The 16,063-nt window shown below is 56.4% G+C and carries 19 protein-coding genes and 1 other annotated feature; of the genes, 14 read left to right on the top strand and 5 right to left on the bottom strand.

Annotated features, from left to right (window positions below):
- From K5E19_RS01830 to selO, 14 genes are all read left to right on the top strand, one after another.
- Positions 1-443, top strand: a 443-nt coding sequence (locus K5E19_RS01830) for a His/Gly/Thr/Pro-type tRNA ligase C-terminal domain-containing protein (protein WP_260411585.1), incomplete at its 5' end; no start/stop codon positions are given.
- A gap of 3 nt (positions 444-446) precedes the next feature.
- Positions 447-989 carry a translation initiation factor IF-3 gene (gene infC, locus K5E19_RS01835; protein WP_014069901.1) on the top strand — a complete coding sequence of 181 codons (543 nt, stop codon included), beginning with the start codon at positions 447-449 and terminating at the stop codon, positions 987-989.
- 97 nt (positions 990-1,086) lie between these two features.
- Positions 1,087-1,284 (top strand): 50S ribosomal protein L35, encoded by a 198-nt coding sequence (rpmI, locus tag K5E19_RS01840; protein WP_003030583.1) that lies wholly within the window; start codon positions 1,087-1,089, stop codon positions 1,282-1,284.
- 51 nt (positions 1,285-1,335) lie between these two features.
- Positions 1,336-1,692, top strand: coding sequence for a 50S ribosomal protein L20 (gene rplT, locus K5E19_RS01845; RefSeq protein ID WP_000124850.1), 357 nt, complete (start codon positions 1,336-1,338; stop codon positions 1,690-1,692).
- Positions 1,693-1,809: 117 nt separating this feature from the next.
- Positions 1,810-1,934 (top strand) — a sequence feature (Phe leader region).
- Positions 1,815-1,859 (top strand): pheST operon leader peptide PheM, encoded by a 45-nt coding sequence (pheM, locus tag K5E19_RS01850; protein ID WP_001386830.1) that lies wholly within the window; start codon positions 1,815-1,817, stop codon positions 1,857-1,859. It overlaps the preceding feature by 45 nt.
- A gap of 62 nt (positions 1,935-1,996) precedes the next feature.
- Positions 1,997-2,980, top strand: coding sequence for a phenylalanine--tRNA ligase subunit alpha (gene pheS / locus K5E19_RS01855; RefSeq protein WP_021241084.1), 984 nt, complete (start codon positions 1,997-1,999; stop codon positions 2,978-2,980).
- 15 nt (positions 2,981-2,995) lie between these two features.
- Positions 2,996-5,383 carry a phenylalanine--tRNA ligase subunit beta gene (gene pheT / locus K5E19_RS01860; RefSeq protein WP_221549737.1) on the top strand — a complete coding sequence of 796 codons (2,388 nt, stop codon included), beginning with the start codon at positions 2,996-2,998 and terminating at the stop codon, positions 5,381-5,383.
- Positions 5,384-5,387: 4 nt separating this feature from the next.
- A complete protein-coding gene (gene ihfA / locus K5E19_RS01865; protein ID WP_003857805.1) occupies positions 5,388-5,687 on the top strand; it encodes an integration host factor subunit alpha in 300 nt (99 codons plus the stop codon).
- Between the two features lie 103 nt (positions 5,688-5,790).
- Positions 5,791-6,771, top strand: coding sequence for a vitamin B12 ABC transporter permease BtuC (gene btuC, locus K5E19_RS01870; RefSeq protein WP_221549738.1), 981 nt, complete (start codon positions 5,791-5,793; stop codon positions 6,769-6,771).
- Between the two features lie 33 nt (positions 6,772-6,804).
- Positions 6,805-7,356 carry a glutathione peroxidase gene (locus K5E19_RS01875; protein WP_221549739.1) on the top strand — a complete coding sequence of 184 codons (552 nt, stop codon included), beginning with the start codon at positions 6,805-6,807 and terminating at the stop codon, positions 7,354-7,356.
- A complete protein-coding gene (gene btuD / locus K5E19_RS01880) occupies positions 7,356-8,111 on the top strand; it encodes a vitamin B12 ABC transporter ATP-binding protein BtuD (RefSeq protein ID WP_221549740.1) in 756 nt (251 codons plus the stop codon). The genes K5E19_RS01875 and btuD overlap by 1 nt, the downstream gene beginning before the upstream one ends.
- 73 nt (positions 8,112-8,184) lie before the next feature.
- Positions 8,185-8,649, top strand: a complete 465-nt coding sequence (locus K5E19_RS01885) for a C40 family peptidase (RefSeq protein ID WP_108416813.1) — start codon at positions 8,185-8,187, stop codon at positions 8,647-8,649.
- A gap of 294 nt (positions 8,650-8,943) precedes the next feature.
- On the top strand, positions 8,944-9,654 hold the full coding sequence (locus K5E19_RS01890; protein ID WP_221549741.1) for an EAL domain-containing protein: 711 nt from the start codon (positions 8,944-8,946) through the stop codon (positions 9,652-9,654).
- Positions 9,655-9,718: 64 nt separating this feature from the next.
- Complete coding sequence (selO, locus tag K5E19_RS01895; RefSeq protein WP_221549742.1) at positions 9,719-11,161, top strand: protein adenylyltransferase SelO; 1,443 nt, start codon at positions 9,719-9,721, stop codon at positions 11,159-11,161.
- A 46-nt stretch (positions 11,162-11,207) separates the two neighbouring features.
- Here the strand turns inward: selO and K5E19_RS01900 are convergent, their stop codons facing one another.
- The 5 genes from K5E19_RS01900 to K5E19_RS01920 are packed head-to-tail and all read right to left on the bottom strand — an operon-like array spanning position 11,208 to position 15,981.
- Complete coding sequence (locus K5E19_RS01900; RefSeq protein ID WP_221549743.1) at positions 11,208-11,978, bottom strand: 3-hydroxybutyrate dehydrogenase; 771 nt, start codon at positions 11,976-11,978, stop codon at positions 11,208-11,210.
- 10 nt (positions 11,979-11,988) lie between these two features.
- Positions 11,989-13,380: a GntP family permease gene (locus tag K5E19_RS01905; protein WP_058840782.1), complete on the bottom strand. Its 1,392-nt coding sequence runs from the start codon at positions 13,378-13,380 to the stop codon at positions 11,989-11,991.
- Positions 13,381-13,424: 44 nt separating this feature from the next.
- Positions 13,425-14,606 (bottom strand): acetyl-CoA C-acetyltransferase, encoded by a 1,182-nt coding sequence (locus K5E19_RS01910; RefSeq protein WP_221549744.1) that lies wholly within the window; start codon positions 14,604-14,606, stop codon positions 13,425-13,427.
- A gap of 9 nt (positions 14,607-14,615) precedes the next feature.
- Positions 14,616-15,272 carry a CoA transferase subunit B gene (locus K5E19_RS01915; RefSeq protein ID WP_221549745.1) on the bottom strand — a complete coding sequence of 219 codons (657 nt, stop codon included), beginning with the start codon at positions 15,270-15,272 and terminating at the stop codon, positions 14,616-14,618.
- On the bottom strand, positions 15,259-15,981 hold the full coding sequence (locus K5E19_RS01920; protein ID WP_221549746.1) for a CoA transferase subunit A: 723 nt from the start codon (positions 15,979-15,981) through the stop codon (positions 15,259-15,261). The genes K5E19_RS01915 and K5E19_RS01920 overlap by 14 nt, the downstream gene beginning before the upstream one ends.
- Positions 15,982-16,063 lie beyond the last annotated feature (82 nt).

The raw sequence follows: 16,063 nt of genomic DNA on the forward strand, positions 1-16,063 counted from the left end.
CTTATGTTGGCGAAGACAACGAGCGACAGGTTCCGGTAATGATTCACCGTGCAATTCTCGGTTCTCTGGAGCGCTTCATCGGCATCCTGACCGAAGAGTTCGCTGGCTTCTTCCCAACCTGGCTTGCGCCAGTGCAGGTCGTGGTGATGAACATTACCGATTCTCAGGCGGATTACGTTAAAGAATTGACGCAGAAACTACAAAATGCGGGCATTCGCGTAAAAGCAGACTTGAGAAATGAGAAGATTGGCTTTAAAATCCGCGAGCACACTTTACGTCGTGTCCCGTATATGTTGGTCTGTGGTGATAAAGAGGTGGAAGCAGGCAAAGTTGCCGTTCGCACCCGCCGTGGTAAAGACCTGGGGAGCCTGGACGTAAGTGAAGTGATTGAGAAGCTGCAACAAGAGATTCGCAGCCGCAGTCTTCAACAACTGGAGGAATAAGGTATTAAAGGCGGAAAACGAGTTCAAACGGCACGTCCGAATCGTATCAATGGCGAGATTCGCGCCCAGGAAGTTCGCTTAACAGATCTTGAAGGTGAACCACTGGGGATTGTGAGTCTGAGAGAAGCGATCGAAAAAGCTGAAGAAGCTGGAGTAGATTTAGTTGAAATCAGCCCTAACGCCGAACCGCCAGTTTGTCGTATCATGGACTACGGCAAGTTCCTTTATGAAAAGAGTAAGTCTTCTAAGGAACAGAAGAAGAAGCAAAAAGTTATCCAGGTTAAGGAAATCAAATTCCGTCCTGGTACCGACGATGGCGATTATCAGGTAAAACTCCGCAGCCTGATTCGCTTTCTGGAAGATGGCGATAAGGCCAAGATCACACTGCGTTTCCGCGGTCGTGAGATGGCCCACCAACAGATTGGTATGGAAGTGCTTAACCGCGTCCGTGACGATCTGAGTGAACTGGCAGTAGTCGAATCCTTCCCTACGAAGATCGAAGGCCGCCAGATGATCATGGTGCTCGCTCCTAAGAAGAAACAGTAAGGCCTTCAAGCAGCAAAATCTGTGGAGCCTTCGGGTTTCATAGGTTTTGTTCGCCTATGTTTCGTTTATTTAACAATGCGAAGTGGAAGTTATTAAGATGCCAAAAATTAAGACCGTACGCGGTGCTGCTAAGCGCTTCAAAAAAACCGGTGGTGGTGGATTTAAGCGTAAGCACGCAAACCTGCGTCATATTCTGACCAAAAAATCTACTAAGCGTAAACGTCACCTGCGTCCAAAAGGCCTTGTTTCTAAAGGCGATCTGGGTCTGGTTATCGCGTGCCTGCCGTACGCATAAGCCGTTAACGTTTAATTTTTTTACTAAGAATATAGATACAGGAGAGCACATATGGCTCGCGTAAAACGTGGTGTAATTGCACGTGCACGTCACAAGAAAATTTTGAAACAAGCTAAAGGCTACTACGGTGCGCGTTCACGCGTTTACCGCGTTGCCTTCCAGGCTGTTATCAAAGCAGGTCAGTACGCTTACCGTGACCGTCGTCAGCGTAAGCGTCAGTTCCGTCAACTGTGGATTGCGCGTATCAACGCAGCAGCACGTCAGAACGGTATTTCTTACAGCAAATTCATCAACGGCCTGAAAAAAGCCTCTGTTGAAATCGACCGTAAGATCCTGGCTGACATCGCAGTATTCGACAAAGTAGCGTTCACCGCTCTGGTCGAAAAAGCGAAAGCAGCACTGGCATAAGCCAGTTGAGAGAGGGAGCTTTGCTCCCTCTTTTGTTTTAACATCATCAGAAGATTGACATTTATCCGTCCAGGCTTTTCAATAAGGTCTTCACGGTTTTTACCACACAAGGTAACGCAAGCATGAATGCTGCTATTTTCCGCTTCTTCTTTTACTTTAGCACCTGAATTCAGGAGGCTAGCGCGTGAAAGATGAAACGAAAAACAGCGCCAGATAAGCCTCCCGATGGAGGCTTTTTTTGTGTCTAAATTCGAGAGAATAAGTCCACCAAATCGGTGTCTGCACCGACATAATGAGGAAAACCATGTCACATCTCGCAGAGCTGGTTGCCAGTGCAACGGCCGCCATTAACCAGGCCTCAGATGTTGCCGCGTTAGACAATGTCCGCGTCGAATATCTGGGCAAGAAAGGGCACTTGACCCTTCAAATGACTACCCTGCGTGAACTGCCGCCTGAGGAACGCCCGGCAGCGGGTGCGGTGATTAACGAAGCCAAAGAGCAGGTACAGCAGGCGCTGAACGCGCGCAAAGCCGAGCTGGAAAGCGCGGTGCTGAATGCGCGTCTGGCGGCGGAAACCATCGACGTTTCTCTGCCGGGTCGCCGTATCGAAAACGGTGGTCTGCATCCGGTTACCCGCACCATCGATCGCATTGAAAGTTTCTTCGGTGAGCTCGGCTTTACCGTGGCGACTGGCCCGGAAATCGAAGATGATTACCATAACTTCGACGCACTGAATATTCCTGGCCATCATCCGGCACGCGCTGACCACGACACTTTCTGGTTCGACGCTACGCGTCTGCTGCGTACTCAGACCTCCGGCGTTCAGATCCGTACCATGAAGGATCAGGCGCCGCCAATCCGTATTATCGCGCCGGGCCGCGTCTATCGTAACGACTACGATCAGACCCACACCCCAATGTTCCACCAGATGGAAGGTCTGATTGTTGATAAAAATATCAGCTTCACCAACCTGAAGGGCACGCTGCACGATTTCCTGAACAACTTCTTTGAGGAAGATCTGCAGGTTCGTTTCCGTCCGTCCTACTTCCCGTTCACCGAACCGTCTGCGGAAGTTGACGTGATGGGTAAAAACGGCAAATGGCTGGAAGTGCTGGGCTGCGGCATGGTGCATCCAAACGTGCTGCGCAACGTGGGTATCGATCCGGAAGTTTACTCCGGCTTTGCCTTCGGCATGGGCATGGAGCGCCTGACCATGCTGCGTTACGGCGTGACCGACTTACGTGCATTCTTCGAAAACGATCTGCGTTTCCTCAAACAGTTTAAATAAGGGCAGGACAGAACAATGAAATTCAGTGAACTGTGGTTACGCGAGTTGGTGAACACCACGCTGGACAGCGACGCGCTTTCTAACCAGATCACCATGGCGGGTCTGGAAGTGGACGGCGTTGAGCCGGTATCCGGTGCCTTCAATGGCGTAGTGGTTGGCGAAGTGGTCGAGTGCGGCCAGCACCCTAACGCTGACAAACTGCGCGTGACAAAAGTGAACGTGGGCGGTGACCGTCTGCTGGATATCGTCTGCGGCGCGCCAAACTGCCGTCAGGGCCTGAAAGTGGCCGTGGCGACCGTCGGTGCGGTACTGCCGGGCGATTTCAAAATTAAAGCAGCTAAGCTGCGCGGCGAGCCGTCTGAAGGCATGCTGTGCTCCTTCTCCGAGCTGGGTATTTCCGACGATCACAACGGCATCATTGAGCTGCCGCTGGATGCGCCGATTGGCACCGATATCCGCGAATACTTGAAGCTTGATGATAACACCATTGAAATCAGCGTCACGCCGAACCGTGCCGACTGCTTAGGTATCATCGGCGTTGCGCGCGACGTGGCCGTGCTGAACCAGACCGAGCTGAACGCGCCGGAGATCGCTCCGGTTGAAGCGACCATCAGCGATGTGCTGCCTATTCAGGTTGACGCTGCGGATGCTTGCCCGCGCTACCTCGGTCGCGTGGTGAAAGGCATCAACGTGAAAGCGCCAACCCCGCTGTGGATGAAAGAGAAGCTGCGACGCTGCGGTATCCGCTCAATCGATGCGGTTGTTGACGTAACCAACTACGTTCTGCTGGAGCTGGGCCAGCCGATGCACGCGTTCGATAAAGATCGTATCGACGGCGGCATTGTTGTGCGCATGGCGAAAGAGGGCGAAACCCTGGTTCTGCTGGACGGCAGCGAAGCGAAGCTGAACGCCGATACTCTGGTGATTGCTGACCACAGCAAAGCGCTGGCAATGGGCGGTATCTTCGGTGGCGAACACTCTGGCGTAAACGATGAAACACAAAACGTTCTGCTGGAATGCGCGTTCTTCAGCCCGCTCTCCATCACCGGCCGCGCACGTCGCCACGGTCTGCATACCGATGCCTCCCACCGCTACGAGCGCGGCGTTGACCCGGCGCTGCAGTACAAAGCGATGGAACGCGCGACCCGCCTGCTGATCGACATCTGCGGCGGCGAAGCGGGCCCGGTTATCGACGTCACCAACGAAGCGACCCTGCCGAAGCGTGCCACCATTACCCTGCGCCGCAGCAAGCTGGACCGCCTGATCGGCCACCACGTTGCCGATGCGCAGGTCACCGACATCCTGACGCGTCTGGGCTGTGAAGTGACCGAAGGCCAGGACGAGTGGAAAGCCGTTGCGCCATCATGGCGTTTCGACATGGAAATCGAAGAAGATCTGGTGGAAGAAGTGGCCCGCGTATACGGCTACAACAACATCCCTGACGAGCCTGTCCAGGCAGGTCTGGTGATGGGTACCCACCGTGAAGCCGATCTGTCCCTGAAGCGTGTGAAAACCATGCTGAACGACAAAGGCTACCAGGAAGTGATCACCTACAGCTTTGTGGATCCTAAGCTGCAGCAGCTGATCCACCCGGGCCAGGAGGCGCTGATCCTGCCAAGCCCAATCTCCAGCGAGATGTCCGCGATGCGTCTGTCTCTGTGGACGGGCCTGCTCGGCACCATCGTGTACAACCAGAATCGTCAGCAAAACCGCGTGCGCATTTTCGAAAGTGGATTGCGCTTTGTACCGGATACTCAGGCGAATTTAGGCATCCGTCAGGATCTCATGCTGGCGGGGGCCATCAGTGGTAACCGCTATGAAGAGCACTGGGATCTGGCAAAAGGTACGGTTGATTTCTTCGATATGAAGGGCGATCTGGAAGCCATTCTCGATTTGACCGGTAAATTATCTGAAATTGAATTCCGCGCAGAAGCGAATCCGGCCCTGCATCCAGGCCAGAGCGCGGCGATTTATTTAGACGGTAAACGCGTTGGTTTCATTGGGGTTGTTCATCCGGAGCTGGAGCGTAAGCTGGACCTGAATGGCCGTACCATCGTGTTCGAGCTGGAGTGGAACCCGGTCGCAGACCGCGTCATTCCTCAGGCGCAGGACGTATCACGCTTCCCGGCGAACCGCCGTGATATCGCGGTTGTCGTCGCTGAAAACGTGCCCGCAGCAGATATTTTGGCCGAATGTAAGAAAGTTGGCGTAAATCAGGTAGTTGGCGTAAACTTATTTGACGTGTACCGCGGCAAGGGCGTAGCAGAAGGTTTCAAGAGCCTCGCTATTAGCCTTATCCTTCAGGATACCAGCCGTACACTCGAAGAAGAGGAGATTGCCGCTACCGTTGCCAGATGTGTAGAGGCATTAAAAGAGCGATTCCAGGCATCATTGAGGGATTGAACCTATGGCGCTTACAAAAGCTGAAATGTCAGAATATCTGTTTGATAAGCTTGGGCTTAGCAAACGGGATGCCAAAGAGCTGGTAGAGCTGTTTTTCGAAGAGATCCGTCGTGCTCTGGAAAATGGTGAGCAGGTAAAACTCTCCGGTTTTGGCAATTTTGATTTGCGAGACAAAAACCAACGTCCGGGTCGCAACCCGAAGACGGGGGAAGATATTCCCATTACAGCCCGCCGCGTGGTGACCTTCAGACCCGGCCAGAAGTTGAAAAGCCGTGTCGAAAACGCAACGCCTAAAGCAGAGTAATATGAACTAACTAAAAAGGCCGCTATTGCGGCCTTTTTTCTTTGCGCTCTTCTGCAAACCCACCGTAAAATCAATTACATCTCACGTGACTAAAACCATACCCATGCTTGATTTTGCCCATCGCCAGCACCGTTCCGATCGACGTCGCCTGCTTCTGCTTGCGCTGCTGCTCATCGTGGCTGCTGTCGTTAGCCTGTGCGCGGGCGACAGGTGGCTGGGGCCGGAAAGCTGGTTAGGTCCCGATGGCCAGCTTTTCGTCTGGCAAATTCGTCTGCCGCGCACGCTGGCGGTGATCCTGGTGGGGGCCGCGCTGGCGCTGTGCGGCACCATTATGCAGGCGCTGTTTGAAAACCCGCTGGCGGAGCCAGGGCTCCTTGGCGTGTCGAATGGGGCTGGCGTAGGGCTGATTGCGGCTGTCATGCTCGGGGGCGGGGCTCTCTCAGCATGGGGCATTAGCGTGAGCGCTATTCTCGGCGCCCTGCTGATAACCATTATTCTTCTGCGTTTCGCCAGACGGCATCTGTCGACCAGTCGGCTGCTGCTTGCCGGAGTGGCGCTGGGGATCATCTGCAGCGCGTTAATGACCTGGGCGGTCTATTTTTCCACGTCGTTCGATTTACGCCAGCTGATGTACTGGATGATGGGCGGATTCGGCGGCGTCGACTGGCGGCAGGGCTGGCTGATGGCGCTGTTGATCCCGGTCATACTGTGGACCTCTTTTCAGGCACAGCCGCTGAATATTCTCGCCCTTGGCGAAACGTCGGCTCGCCAGCTCGGTATGCCGATTAGCCTCTGGCGCAATGCGCTGGTGATTGCCATCGGCTGGATGGTGGGGGTAAGCGTGGCGCTGGCGGGGGCGATTGGCTTTATCGGGCTGGTTATCCCACATATGTTGCGTCTGTGCGGTATTACCGACCATCGGACTTTACTTCCGGCCTCGGCGGTTGCCGGGGCGGCAACGCTTCTGGTGGCTGACATCATCGCCCGGCTCGCCCTTAGCGCAGCTGAACTGCCGATTGGTGTAGTGACCGCTACGCTGGGCGCGCCGGTATTTATCTGGCTACTCTTAAAAGCTGGACGTTAAATCACTACCCGTAAGATAACCTGAGGGAATGCTATGCAGACTGATATTCTGAATACCGAAGTGACCACCATTGACGGCGAAAAAACCACGCTGGAAGGCTACAAGGGCAACGTGCTGCTCATCGTCAACGTGGCGTCTAAATGCGGCCTGACGCCGCAGTACGAACAGCTGGAGAACATTCAAAAAGCCTGGGAGAAAGACGGTTTCACCGTGCTGGGCTTCCCGTGCAACCAGTTCCTGGGCCAGGAGCCGGGCAGCGAAGAGGAGATTAAAACCTTCTGCAGCACCACCTATGGCGTGACGTTCCCGATGTTCAGCAAGATCGATGTCAACGGTGACGACCGCCATCCGCTGTATGCGAAGCTGGTGGCCGCAGCGCCGACCGCCGTAGCGCCGGAGGGCAGCGGTTTCTATGAACGCATGGCAAGCAAAGGGCGTGCGCCGCTCTATCCTGACGATATCCTGTGGAATTTTGAAAAGTTCCTGATTGGTCGAGACGGTCAGGTTGTCCAGCGCTTCTCACCGGATATGACCCCTGAAGATCCTATCGTCATGGAGTCTATCAAGCTGGCGCTGGCGAAATAATGACGTTGCTGATGCAGCTCACGGACGTTGCCGACAAGGGACGTCTGGAGCCGGTAACCGGTGCTATCAATGCAGGAGAAATCCTGCATCTCGTTGGGCCAAATGGGGCCGGTAAAAGCACACTGCTGGCACGTATGGCGGGGCTGACCTCTGGTCCGGGCGAGATCGCGCTGCAGGGGCGTGACCTCGCCAGCTGGTTGCCGCTATCGCTGGCACACCGGCGTAGCTATTTAGTTCAGCAGCAGGTGCCCCCGTTTGCGATGCCGGTCTGGCACTATCTGATGCTGCATCTGCATGACAAAAATCACGCCACGCTGCTCTCGGATGTCGCGACGGCGCTAGGGTTAGACGATAAGCTCGCCCGCCACGCCAGCCAGCTCTCCGGTGGGGAGTGGCAGCGCGTGCGTCTGGCCGCGGTTATCCTTCAGATCCATCCGGCAGGAAATCCTCACGGACGCTTGCTGCTTCTGGACGAGCCGATGAGCGGTCTGGATGTCGCCCAGCAGGCGGCGCTGGATACTCTGCTAAGCGGGTTGTCCCGTCAGGGGATAGCCGTCGTCATGAGCAGCCACGACCTTAACCATACGCTGCGTCATGCCCATAGGGTCTGGCTGCTGTCGCGAGGCAAAATGATTGCCAGCGGCGCGCGTGACCAGGTTCTGACGCCTCCCAATCTTGCCCGCGCGTACAATATGTCGTTCCGCAGGCTGGATATAGAAGGGCATAAGATGCTGATTTCTACCGCGCAAGAGTAACCGTTTCTTGCCTGGTAGCCTACTTGCACGCTAAATTACAAAAAGAATAAAAAAGCAGAGGATTCGTCTGGACATGCGATTCTGGTTTCTCTTTGTGGCAGCGCTCTTTCTTGCGGGATGCAGTAGCCATCGTGCGCCACCCCCTAACGCCCGGCTCTCGGATTCTATTACCGTGATTGCCAGCCTGAACGATCAGTTAAGCAACTGGCGCGGCACGCCTTATCGCTACGGCGGTATGAGCCGCGGCGGCGTGGACTGTTCTGGTTTTGTGCTGATGACCTTCCGCGATAAGTTTGATTTGCAGCTCCCGCGTGAAACGCGCAAACAGGCTGAAATAGGCACGGAAATCGACAAAGATGAGTTACTGCCTGGCGACCTCGTCTTTTTCAAAACCGGTTCGGGTGAAAGTGGCCTCCATGTCGGCATTTATGATACGGATAACCAGTTTATTCATGCTTCGACCAGTCGTGGGGTGATGCGCTCTTCGCTCGATAATGTCTACTGGCGTAAAAATTTCTGGCAGGCGCGCCGTATTTAGTCGCTGCTTGACTGCTCAACGCTGGCGGCAGGGTAACTAATAAACTCTGCCGCTTTTAATCATATAAGATGATTAAAGTTAAATTTACGAAGAATTACTTATGTCCATATGTATCTGTTTTATCTAAAACTGGCTATTACACAGCAACCAGGATAAGATTAATTTAGATTCAGGGATAAATCTGAAAAATATTACGGAACTGATGAAATTAATCTTATTAAAATCAAGACAGTGGAATTGTGTCGTCAATTGCTCCAGGATGTCCTCTCTCATCTTTAATGCGGGGCGAGTGCAATGATTATTACGCTAGATAATGACTACAAGTCTGAACTTTTGCTGCAGCCTGCGCGTAATAGCGCCGGGGGGCTTAAAGGTTTAGAGCTTGTGGTTAACTTTGCTGGCGTTGACACGGAAGTGCGGATCCCTACAGAACTGGTTATCCCGCGTCTTTCACCTGCAGAAGAGTTAGCGCTGTTTCAAGAGAAACTGCAATTGCTCGACACCTGTAAACTGTTCTTTATTCAGCATCAGTTAATTGCATGGATCAATATTACACCTGTAATAGTTGAGTTTTTATTAACTAATGGAAATGCTGTTTCATTACTCGAGCGCTACCCTTTTCTTGAGTTTACTGTTAATGAGAACTATCCAGGTTTAAATAATGGAAAAGATGATCTGAACCTGGCGAGAATGGCAATCCATTTTCCTTTAGTGCTGACAAACTTTGGCGCAGGTGCAGCCTCTCTCAAAGCGGTTTATGACGGTTTGTTTAAACGCGTAATACTGGACAAAGGTTTTATCCAGCAGCGGGCTGCATCGCTTTCTTTTGAGCCCTTTATGCGAGCCATTCTCTGGCAAATCACCCCACACTGCCAGTCGGTTATGGTATCCGGGATTGACGATCACAGCCTGTTGCAGCGTGTGTTGACGTTTAATTTTGGCGCGATGCAGGGTAGTCTCTGGCCTGCCGTACCGGCAGAGCAGGTGACAACGCTCGTTCAGTGATAACCCTTCTCTTCGCCCGTGTTTAAGACCCACTAAACCCTCTACACTAAAAGCAGGAGGACCTATGACCCTGTCTTTTACTGCACACTGGCATGACGAGTTGCCCGGTTTCTATACCGCACTCAAACCCACACCGTTACACCATTCCCGTCTTATCTGGCATAACGCGCCGCTGGCTGACGAACTGGCGATCCCGCCTGACCTGTTCCAGCCTGAAAAAGGGGCTGGCGTCTGGGGCGGCGAAACGCTTTTACCGGGCATGCAGCCTCTGGCTCAGGTCTACAGCGGCCATCAGTTTGGCGTCTGGGCGGGGCAGTTGGGGGATGGCCGGGGGATCCTGCTCGGTGAACAACAGCTTCCCAACGGCGAGACGGTTGACTGGCACCTGAAAGGCGCGGGTCTTACCCCCTATTCGCGCATGGGCGACGGACGCGCGGTGCTGCGCTCAACGATCCGCGAAAGCCTGGCGTCGGAAGCCATGCATGCGCTGGGTATTCCCACCACGCGCGCGCTGTCGATTGTGACCAGCGACACGCCGGTTGCGCGCGAGACGATGGAGCAGGGCGCAATGCTGGTCCGCATTGCTGAAAGCCATCTGCGCTTTGGTCATTTTGAACACTTTTACTATCGCCGCGAGCCGGAAAAAGTCCGACAGCTTGCAGACTATGCCATTCGCCGCCACTGGCCGCAGCTGCAGAACGAAGCGGAAAAGTATGTTCTCTGGTTCCGAGATATCGTCGCCCGCACCGCCTCAATGATTGCCCGCTGGCAGACCGTCGGGTTTGCACACGGGGTTATGAATACCGATAACATGTCCCTTCTGGGGCTCACCTTCGATTACGGTCCGTATGGCTTCCTTGATGATTACCAGCCGGGTTACATCTGTAACCATTCAGACTATCAGGGACGCTACAGTTTTGATAATCAGCCTGCTGTTGGGCTGTGGAATCTCCAGCGCCTTGCGCAAAGCCTGTCGCCTTTTATTGACGTCGATGCCCTGAATGATGCGCTCGATGGCTATCAGGAGGTTCTGCTGCGGGAGTATGGCGCGCTGATGCGCAACAAGCTGGGCCTGCTGACCCAGGAGAAGGGCGATAACGAATTGCTCAACACCTTGTTTGCGCTGATGGCGCGGGAAGGGAACGACTACACCCGCACCTTCCGGATGCTGAGCCAGACGGAGCAGAACAGCGCGGCGTCACCGCTGCGCGACGAGTTCATCGACAGGCAGGCGTTTGACGACTGGTTCACGCTCTACCGCTCACGGCTTCAGCAGGAGCAGGTGGACGATGCAACCCGCCAGGCGAAGATGAAGGCCGCGAACCCCGCAATGGTGTTGCGCAACTGGCTGGCGCAGCGGGCGATTGCGCAGGCAGAGCAGGGGCAGTACGACGAGCTACACCGCCTGCATGTGGCGTTGCGCACCCCGTTTGCCGACCGGGATGATGACTACGTCAGCCGCCCGCCTGACTGGGGTAAGCGGCTGGAGGTCAGCTGCTCAAGCTAAATGTTTTGCCGGGTGGCGGCGTCGGTCGCCTTACCCGGCTAGCACATCACTGCGCAACCCAGCCGCCGTCCATATTCCACGCAGCGCCACGCACATTTACGGCGCTGTCGCTGCACAAAAACAGCGCCAGTTCACCTAGCTGCTCCGGCATGACAAACTCGCCCGAAGGCTGCTTCTCCGCCAGAAGCTGTTCGCGGGCCTGCTCCGGCGGTACGCCATCCGCGATGCGCTTATCAATTTGCTGCTGCACCAGCGGCGTCAGTACCCAGCCGGGGCAGATGGTATTGGCGGTAATACCGCTGCGGGCGGTTTCCAGCGCCAGCGATTTCGTAAAGCCCACTACGCCATGCTTGGCGGCCACGTAGGCGGACTTCTCTTTTGACGCGACCAGCCCGTGAACGGAGGCGATATTGATGATGCGTCCCCAGTTTTTCTCGCGCATGGCGGGCAGCGCCAGCCGGCTGGTGTGAAATACCGAGGAGAGATTAATGGCGATAATGTCGTTCCATTTCTCCACCGGAAACGCGTCAACCGGGGCGACATGCTGTATCCCGGCGTTGTTGACAAGAATATCCACGCCGCCAAACTGCGATTCGGCGTAGCGCATCATGGCTTCAATTTGCAGCACGTCGCGCAGGTCCGCATCGTGATAGCCCGGCTTTTTGCCCAGTTGCGCAATCTCTTCTCGTGCTGATTCGCTGTCGCCGAAACCGTTGAGGATCAGCTGTGCCCCGGCCTTCGCCAGTACGCGGGCGATCCCAAGTCCAATGCCGCTGGTCGAGCCTGTCACCAGCGCTGTTTTACCGTTCAGATTCATCTTTCTCTCCTTACACAATGCCGGTCAGATAGAACACGGCAATGACAAAAAGCACTGCCAGACTTTTAATGAGGGTGATAGCAAAAATGCCGCCGTAGGCCTGACGATGGCTCAGGCCGGTAATCGCCAGCAGGGTAATCACCGCGCCGTTATGGGGCAGCGTATCCATACCGCCGCTGGCCATTGAGGCCACGCGGTGCAGCACCTCAAGCGGGATATTGGCGGCGTGGGCGGCGGCGACAAACGAGTCGGCCATGGCGGCAAGGGCAATACTCATCCCGCCGGACGCCGAGCCGGTGATCCCCGCAAGCACCGTCACGCTGATGGCCTCATTCAGCAGCGGATTCGGGATAGCCGCCAGCGCTTTGGATAACACCAGGAACCCGGGCAGGGCGGCGATAACCGCGCCGAAACCGTATTCCGAGGCGGTATTCATCGCCGCCAGAATGGCGCCGCTCACCGCGGTCCGGCTGCCTTCAGCCAGACGCCCCCGGATATTGCGAAAGCCAAAAATCAACACCAGCACGATACCGGAGATCAGCGCCGCCTCCACGGCCCAGATTGCGGTGATCTTGCCCACCTCGGTCACAATCGGTTTCGCCAGGCCTGGCAGGGTAAGCTCGTGGGTCGTGCCGTACCAGCCGGGGATCCAGCGGGTAAACAGCAGGTTAAGTATGCCCACCACCAGCAGCGGGGAGATAGCAATCAGCGGGTGCGGAAGGTTAATGTTATCCGGCGTTTCAGGCTCATTTTTCAGATCCGTGCCGTAACCTTCGTTGTTATTGAACGCCTTACGACGCTGGCGCTCCAGCCAGAGCAGGCCAAAGATGATAATAAACAGAGAGCCGATCAGCCCCAGCCACGGCGCGGCCCAGGCGTTCGTGCCAAAGAAGCTGGTGGGGATGATATTCTGGATCTGCGGCGTGCCGGGCAGGGCGTCCATGGTAAACGAGAATGCCCCCAGCGCCACGGTGGCCGGGATCAGCCGCTTGGGGATACCGCTCTGGCGGAACAGCTCCGCGGCGAAAGGGTAAACCGCAAACGCCACCACGAACAGCGACACACCGCCGTAGGTTAACAACGCGCACACCAGGACAATCACCGGAATGGCGTGGCGACGACCGAGGATCTGGATCGCGGCGGCGACGATGGAGCGTGAGAAACCGGAAAGCTCAATCAGCTTGCCAAAAACGGCCCCCAGCAGGAAAACCGGGAAGTAGAGCTTAACAAAGCCGACCATCTTTTCCATAAACAGGCCGGTAAACGTCGGGCCGACAGCTCCCGGATCGGTCAGCAGCACGGCACCGAGCGCCGCAATCGGCGCAAACAAAATAACGCTGTATCCGCGATAGGCCGCCAGCATCAGCAGCGCCAGCGCCGCCAGGGCAATTAACACGCTCATTACGACTCCTCACTTTAATTATTATTCGGGTACCAACGAGAGGCTTAACGCTCGACGGTCAGGGCGATGCCTTGCCCGCCGCCTACGCACAGGGTGACAAGCCCTTTTTTGACGTCACGGCGCTGCATTTCGTACAGCAGCGTCACAAGAATGCGGCAGCCGGAGGCGCCAATCGGATGGCCCAGGGCGATAGCGCCGCCGTTCACGTTCACCTTGTCCTCATCCCAGCCGAGCTGCTTGCCCACCGCCAGCGCCTGGGCGGCAAAGGCTTCATTGGCTTCAATGAGGTCCACGTCATCCAGCGTCCAGCCCGCCCGCGCCAGTGCCGTCCGACAGGCGCTGACCGGACCGATGCCCATGACCGACGGGTCAACGCCCGTCACGGCGTAGCTCACGATGCGCCCAAGGATCGGCAAACCGCTCTCCCGCGCCTTTTCGCCGCTCATCAGCAGCACCGCAGCGGCTCCGTCGTTGAGCGTTGACGCATTTCCGGCCGTGACCGTGCCTTCCACCTGCAAAAAAGCGGGGCGCAGTTGCGCCAGCTGCTCAGCGGTGGTGCCTGGCCGGGGCTGTTCGTCACGGCTGATGATAAACGGCGGCTTTTTGCCCTGTTGCACCGTCACCGGCGCTATCTCGTCGTCAAAGCGACCCGCTTCGATGGCAAAGGCCGCTTTGTGCTGCGACCGGGCGGCAAAGGCATCCTGCTGCTCGCGGGAAATGTCATTCTCACGGGCGACGTTTTCAGCGGTGATCCCCATGTGGTAGTCGTTGAACGCGTCCCACAGACCGTCGGTAATCATGCTGTCCTGCAGGCCCGTATGGCCAAAACGCAGACCTGACCGCGCGCCGTCCAGCAGATAGGGGGCGCTGCTCATGCTCTCCTGACCGCCAGCGATCGCCACATTCGCGTCGCCGCAGCGGATCGCCTGCGCGGCGAGCTGCACCGCTTTTAGGCCCGCGCCGCAGACCAGATTGACCGTTGTCGCTGGCGTACTGACGGGCAATCCGGCGGTGATGGCCGTCTGGCGCGCAGGGTTTTGTCCGCACCCGGCCGTCAGCACCTGACCGAAAATAAGTTCATCTACCTGTTCTGCGCTAAGACCGCTGTTCTCCAGCAGGTGCCGCACCGCAACGGCTCCCAGCTCAACCGCTGAAAGGGACGATAGCGATCCGCGAAAACTGCCAATGGGGGTTCGGGTTGCCCCGACAATCATGACCTCTTTCATCGTAAGTCCTCAGTTGAAGCGCATCTCGCGGACGTCGTCCGCCACGGTCATTTTCCCGGCCGTTTTAGCCGCAATTTCGTCGATGCTGACGCCGGGAGCATATTCCCGCAGGATGAACGCGCCGTTCTCAATTTCGAGCAAGGCGAGGTCGGTTAAAACCCGACGGATGCAGCCCGCGCCCGTGAGCGGCAGCGTGCAGCGCGGCAGCAGCTTTGACTCACCGTTTTTCGAGGCGTGGGTCATCACCACAATGATGTTCTGCGCCCCGGCCACGAGATCCATCGCGCCGCCCATGCCCTTCACCATCTTTCCGGGGATCATCCACGAGGCGATATTGCCCTCGACGTCCACTTCAAACGCGCCCAGCACGGTCAGATCAACATGACCGCCGCGGATCATGGCAAACGACTGGGCCGAGTCGAAAATGGCCGCGCCGGTGCGTGCGGTCACGGTCTGTTTACCGGCGTTGATCATGTCGGCGTCAAGGCTCTGCTCGTCAGGAAAAGCACCCATCCCCAACAGCCCGTTTTCCGACTGAAGCATCACGTCCATTCCGTCCGGAATGTAGTTCGCCACCAGGGTAGGGATGCCGATCCCCAGGTTGACGTAGTAACCGTCGCGCAGCTCGCGGGCGACGCGCATGGCCATCTGTTCACGGGTTAACATCGTCACACCCCTCCGCGCGTAGCGTGCGCTGTTCAATGCGTTTTTCAAACTGGCCGACAATCAGCCTGTCGACGTAAATTCCCGGGGTATGAATAGCCGACGGGGGCAGCTCACCCGGAGGAACGATCTCTTCCACCTCGACGACCGTTATCCGGCCCGCCGTTGCCATCAGCGGATTAAAGTTTTGCGCGGTGTGCCGATAGACAACGTTGCCGTACCAGTCCGCTTTCCAGCCCTTGATGAGCGCAAAATCGCCAGTAATGGCCTCTTCAAGGATGTAGTGCTTCCCCGCAAACTGGCGCACGTCCTTGCCGGCAGCCACGGGCGTGCCGTAGCCGGTGGCGGTGTAAAACGCCGGAATGCCCGCGCCGCCCGCGCGCACCTTTTCCGCCAGCGTGCCCTGAGGCGTGAGTTCAATCTCCAGTTCGCCGCTCAGCACCTGCCGCTCGAACAGCGCGTTCTCGCCGACGTAAGAGGCCACCACTTTGCGAACCTGCCGCGTTTCGAGCAGTAGCCCGAGACCGAAGCCATCCACGCCGCAGTTGTTTGATACCACCGTCAGATCTTTCACCTGACGGCGTCTGACCTCTGCAATCAGGTTCTCCGGAATACCGCACAGGCCAAAGCCGCCCGCCAGCAAGGTCATTCCGTCCGTCAGCCCATCCAGCGCCTGCGCATAGCTGCTGACGCGTTTATCCAGTCCCGCCATCGTCATCCCTCCCGTTATCCGTGCCGGTATCATTAGGGGCAGGAACTCATTTGTTAATTTTGAATTTGTGACCCACTCATTT

The sequence above is a fragment of the Enterobacter sp. RIT637 genome (assembly GCF_019718755.1).
Lineage (GTDB): Bacteria > Pseudomonadota > Gammaproteobacteria > Enterobacterales > Enterobacteriaceae > Enterobacter.

What these genes read in the sequence shown, in the direction of transcription:
- K5E19_RS01905 (WP_058840782.1), bottom strand. Translation starts at nt 13,380, where the DNA reads ATGAGCGTGTTAATTGCCCTGGCGGCGCTGGCGCTGCTGATGCTGGCG.
- K5E19_RS01875 (WP_221549739.1), top strand. Translation starts at nt 6,805, where the DNA reads ATGCAGACTGATATTCTGAATACCGAAGTGACCACCATTGACGGCGAA.
- pheS (WP_021241084.1), top strand. Translation starts at nt 1,997, where the DNA reads ATGTCACATCTCGCAGAGCTGGTTGCCAGTGCAACGGCCGCCATTAAC.
- K5E19_RS01910 (WP_221549744.1), bottom strand. Translation starts at nt 14,606, where the DNA reads ATGAAAGAGGTCATGATTGTCGGGGCAACCCGAACCCCCATTGGCAGT.
- K5E19_RS01885 (WP_108416813.1), top strand. Translation starts at nt 8,185, where the DNA reads ATGCGATTCTGGTTTCTCTTTGTGGCAGCGCTCTTTCTTGCGGGATGC.
- btuD (WP_221549740.1), top strand. Translation starts at nt 7,356, where the DNA reads ATGACGTTGCTGATGCAGCTCACGGACGTTGCCGACAAGGGACGTCTG.
- K5E19_RS01890 (WP_221549741.1), top strand. Translation starts at nt 8,944, where the DNA reads ATGATTATTACGCTAGATAATGACTACAAGTCTGAACTTTTGCTGCAG.
- btuC (WP_221549738.1), top strand. Translation starts at nt 5,791, where the DNA reads ATGCTTGATTTTGCCCATCGCCAGCACCGTTCCGATCGACGTCGCCTG.
- selO (WP_221549742.1), top strand. Translation starts at nt 9,719, where the DNA reads ATGACCCTGTCTTTTACTGCACACTGGCATGACGAGTTGCCCGGTTTC.
- ihfA (WP_003857805.1), top strand. Translation starts at nt 5,388, where the DNA reads ATGGCGCTTACAAAAGCTGAAATGTCAGAATATCTGTTTGATAAGCTT.
- K5E19_RS01920 (WP_221549746.1), bottom strand. Translation starts at nt 15,981, where the DNA reads ATGGCGGGACTGGATAAACGCGTCAGCAGCTATGCGCAGGCGCTGGAT.
- pheT (WP_221549737.1), top strand. Translation starts at nt 2,996, where the DNA reads ATGAAATTCAGTGAACTGTGGTTACGCGAGTTGGTGAACACCACGCTG.
- rpmI (WP_003030583.1), top strand. Translation starts at nt 1,087, where the DNA reads ATGCCAAAAATTAAGACCGTACGCGGTGCTGCTAAGCGCTTCAAAAAA.
- K5E19_RS01915 (WP_221549745.1), bottom strand. Translation starts at nt 15,272, where the DNA reads ATGTTAACCCGTGAACAGATGGCCATGCGCGTCGCCCGCGAGCTGCGC.
- K5E19_RS01900 (WP_221549743.1), bottom strand. Translation starts at nt 11,978, where the DNA reads ATGAATCTGAACGGTAAAACAGCGCTGGTGACAGGCTCGACCAGCGGC.
- rplT (WP_000124850.1), top strand. Translation starts at nt 1,336, where the DNA reads ATGGCTCGCGTAAAACGTGGTGTAATTGCACGTGCACGTCACAAGAAA.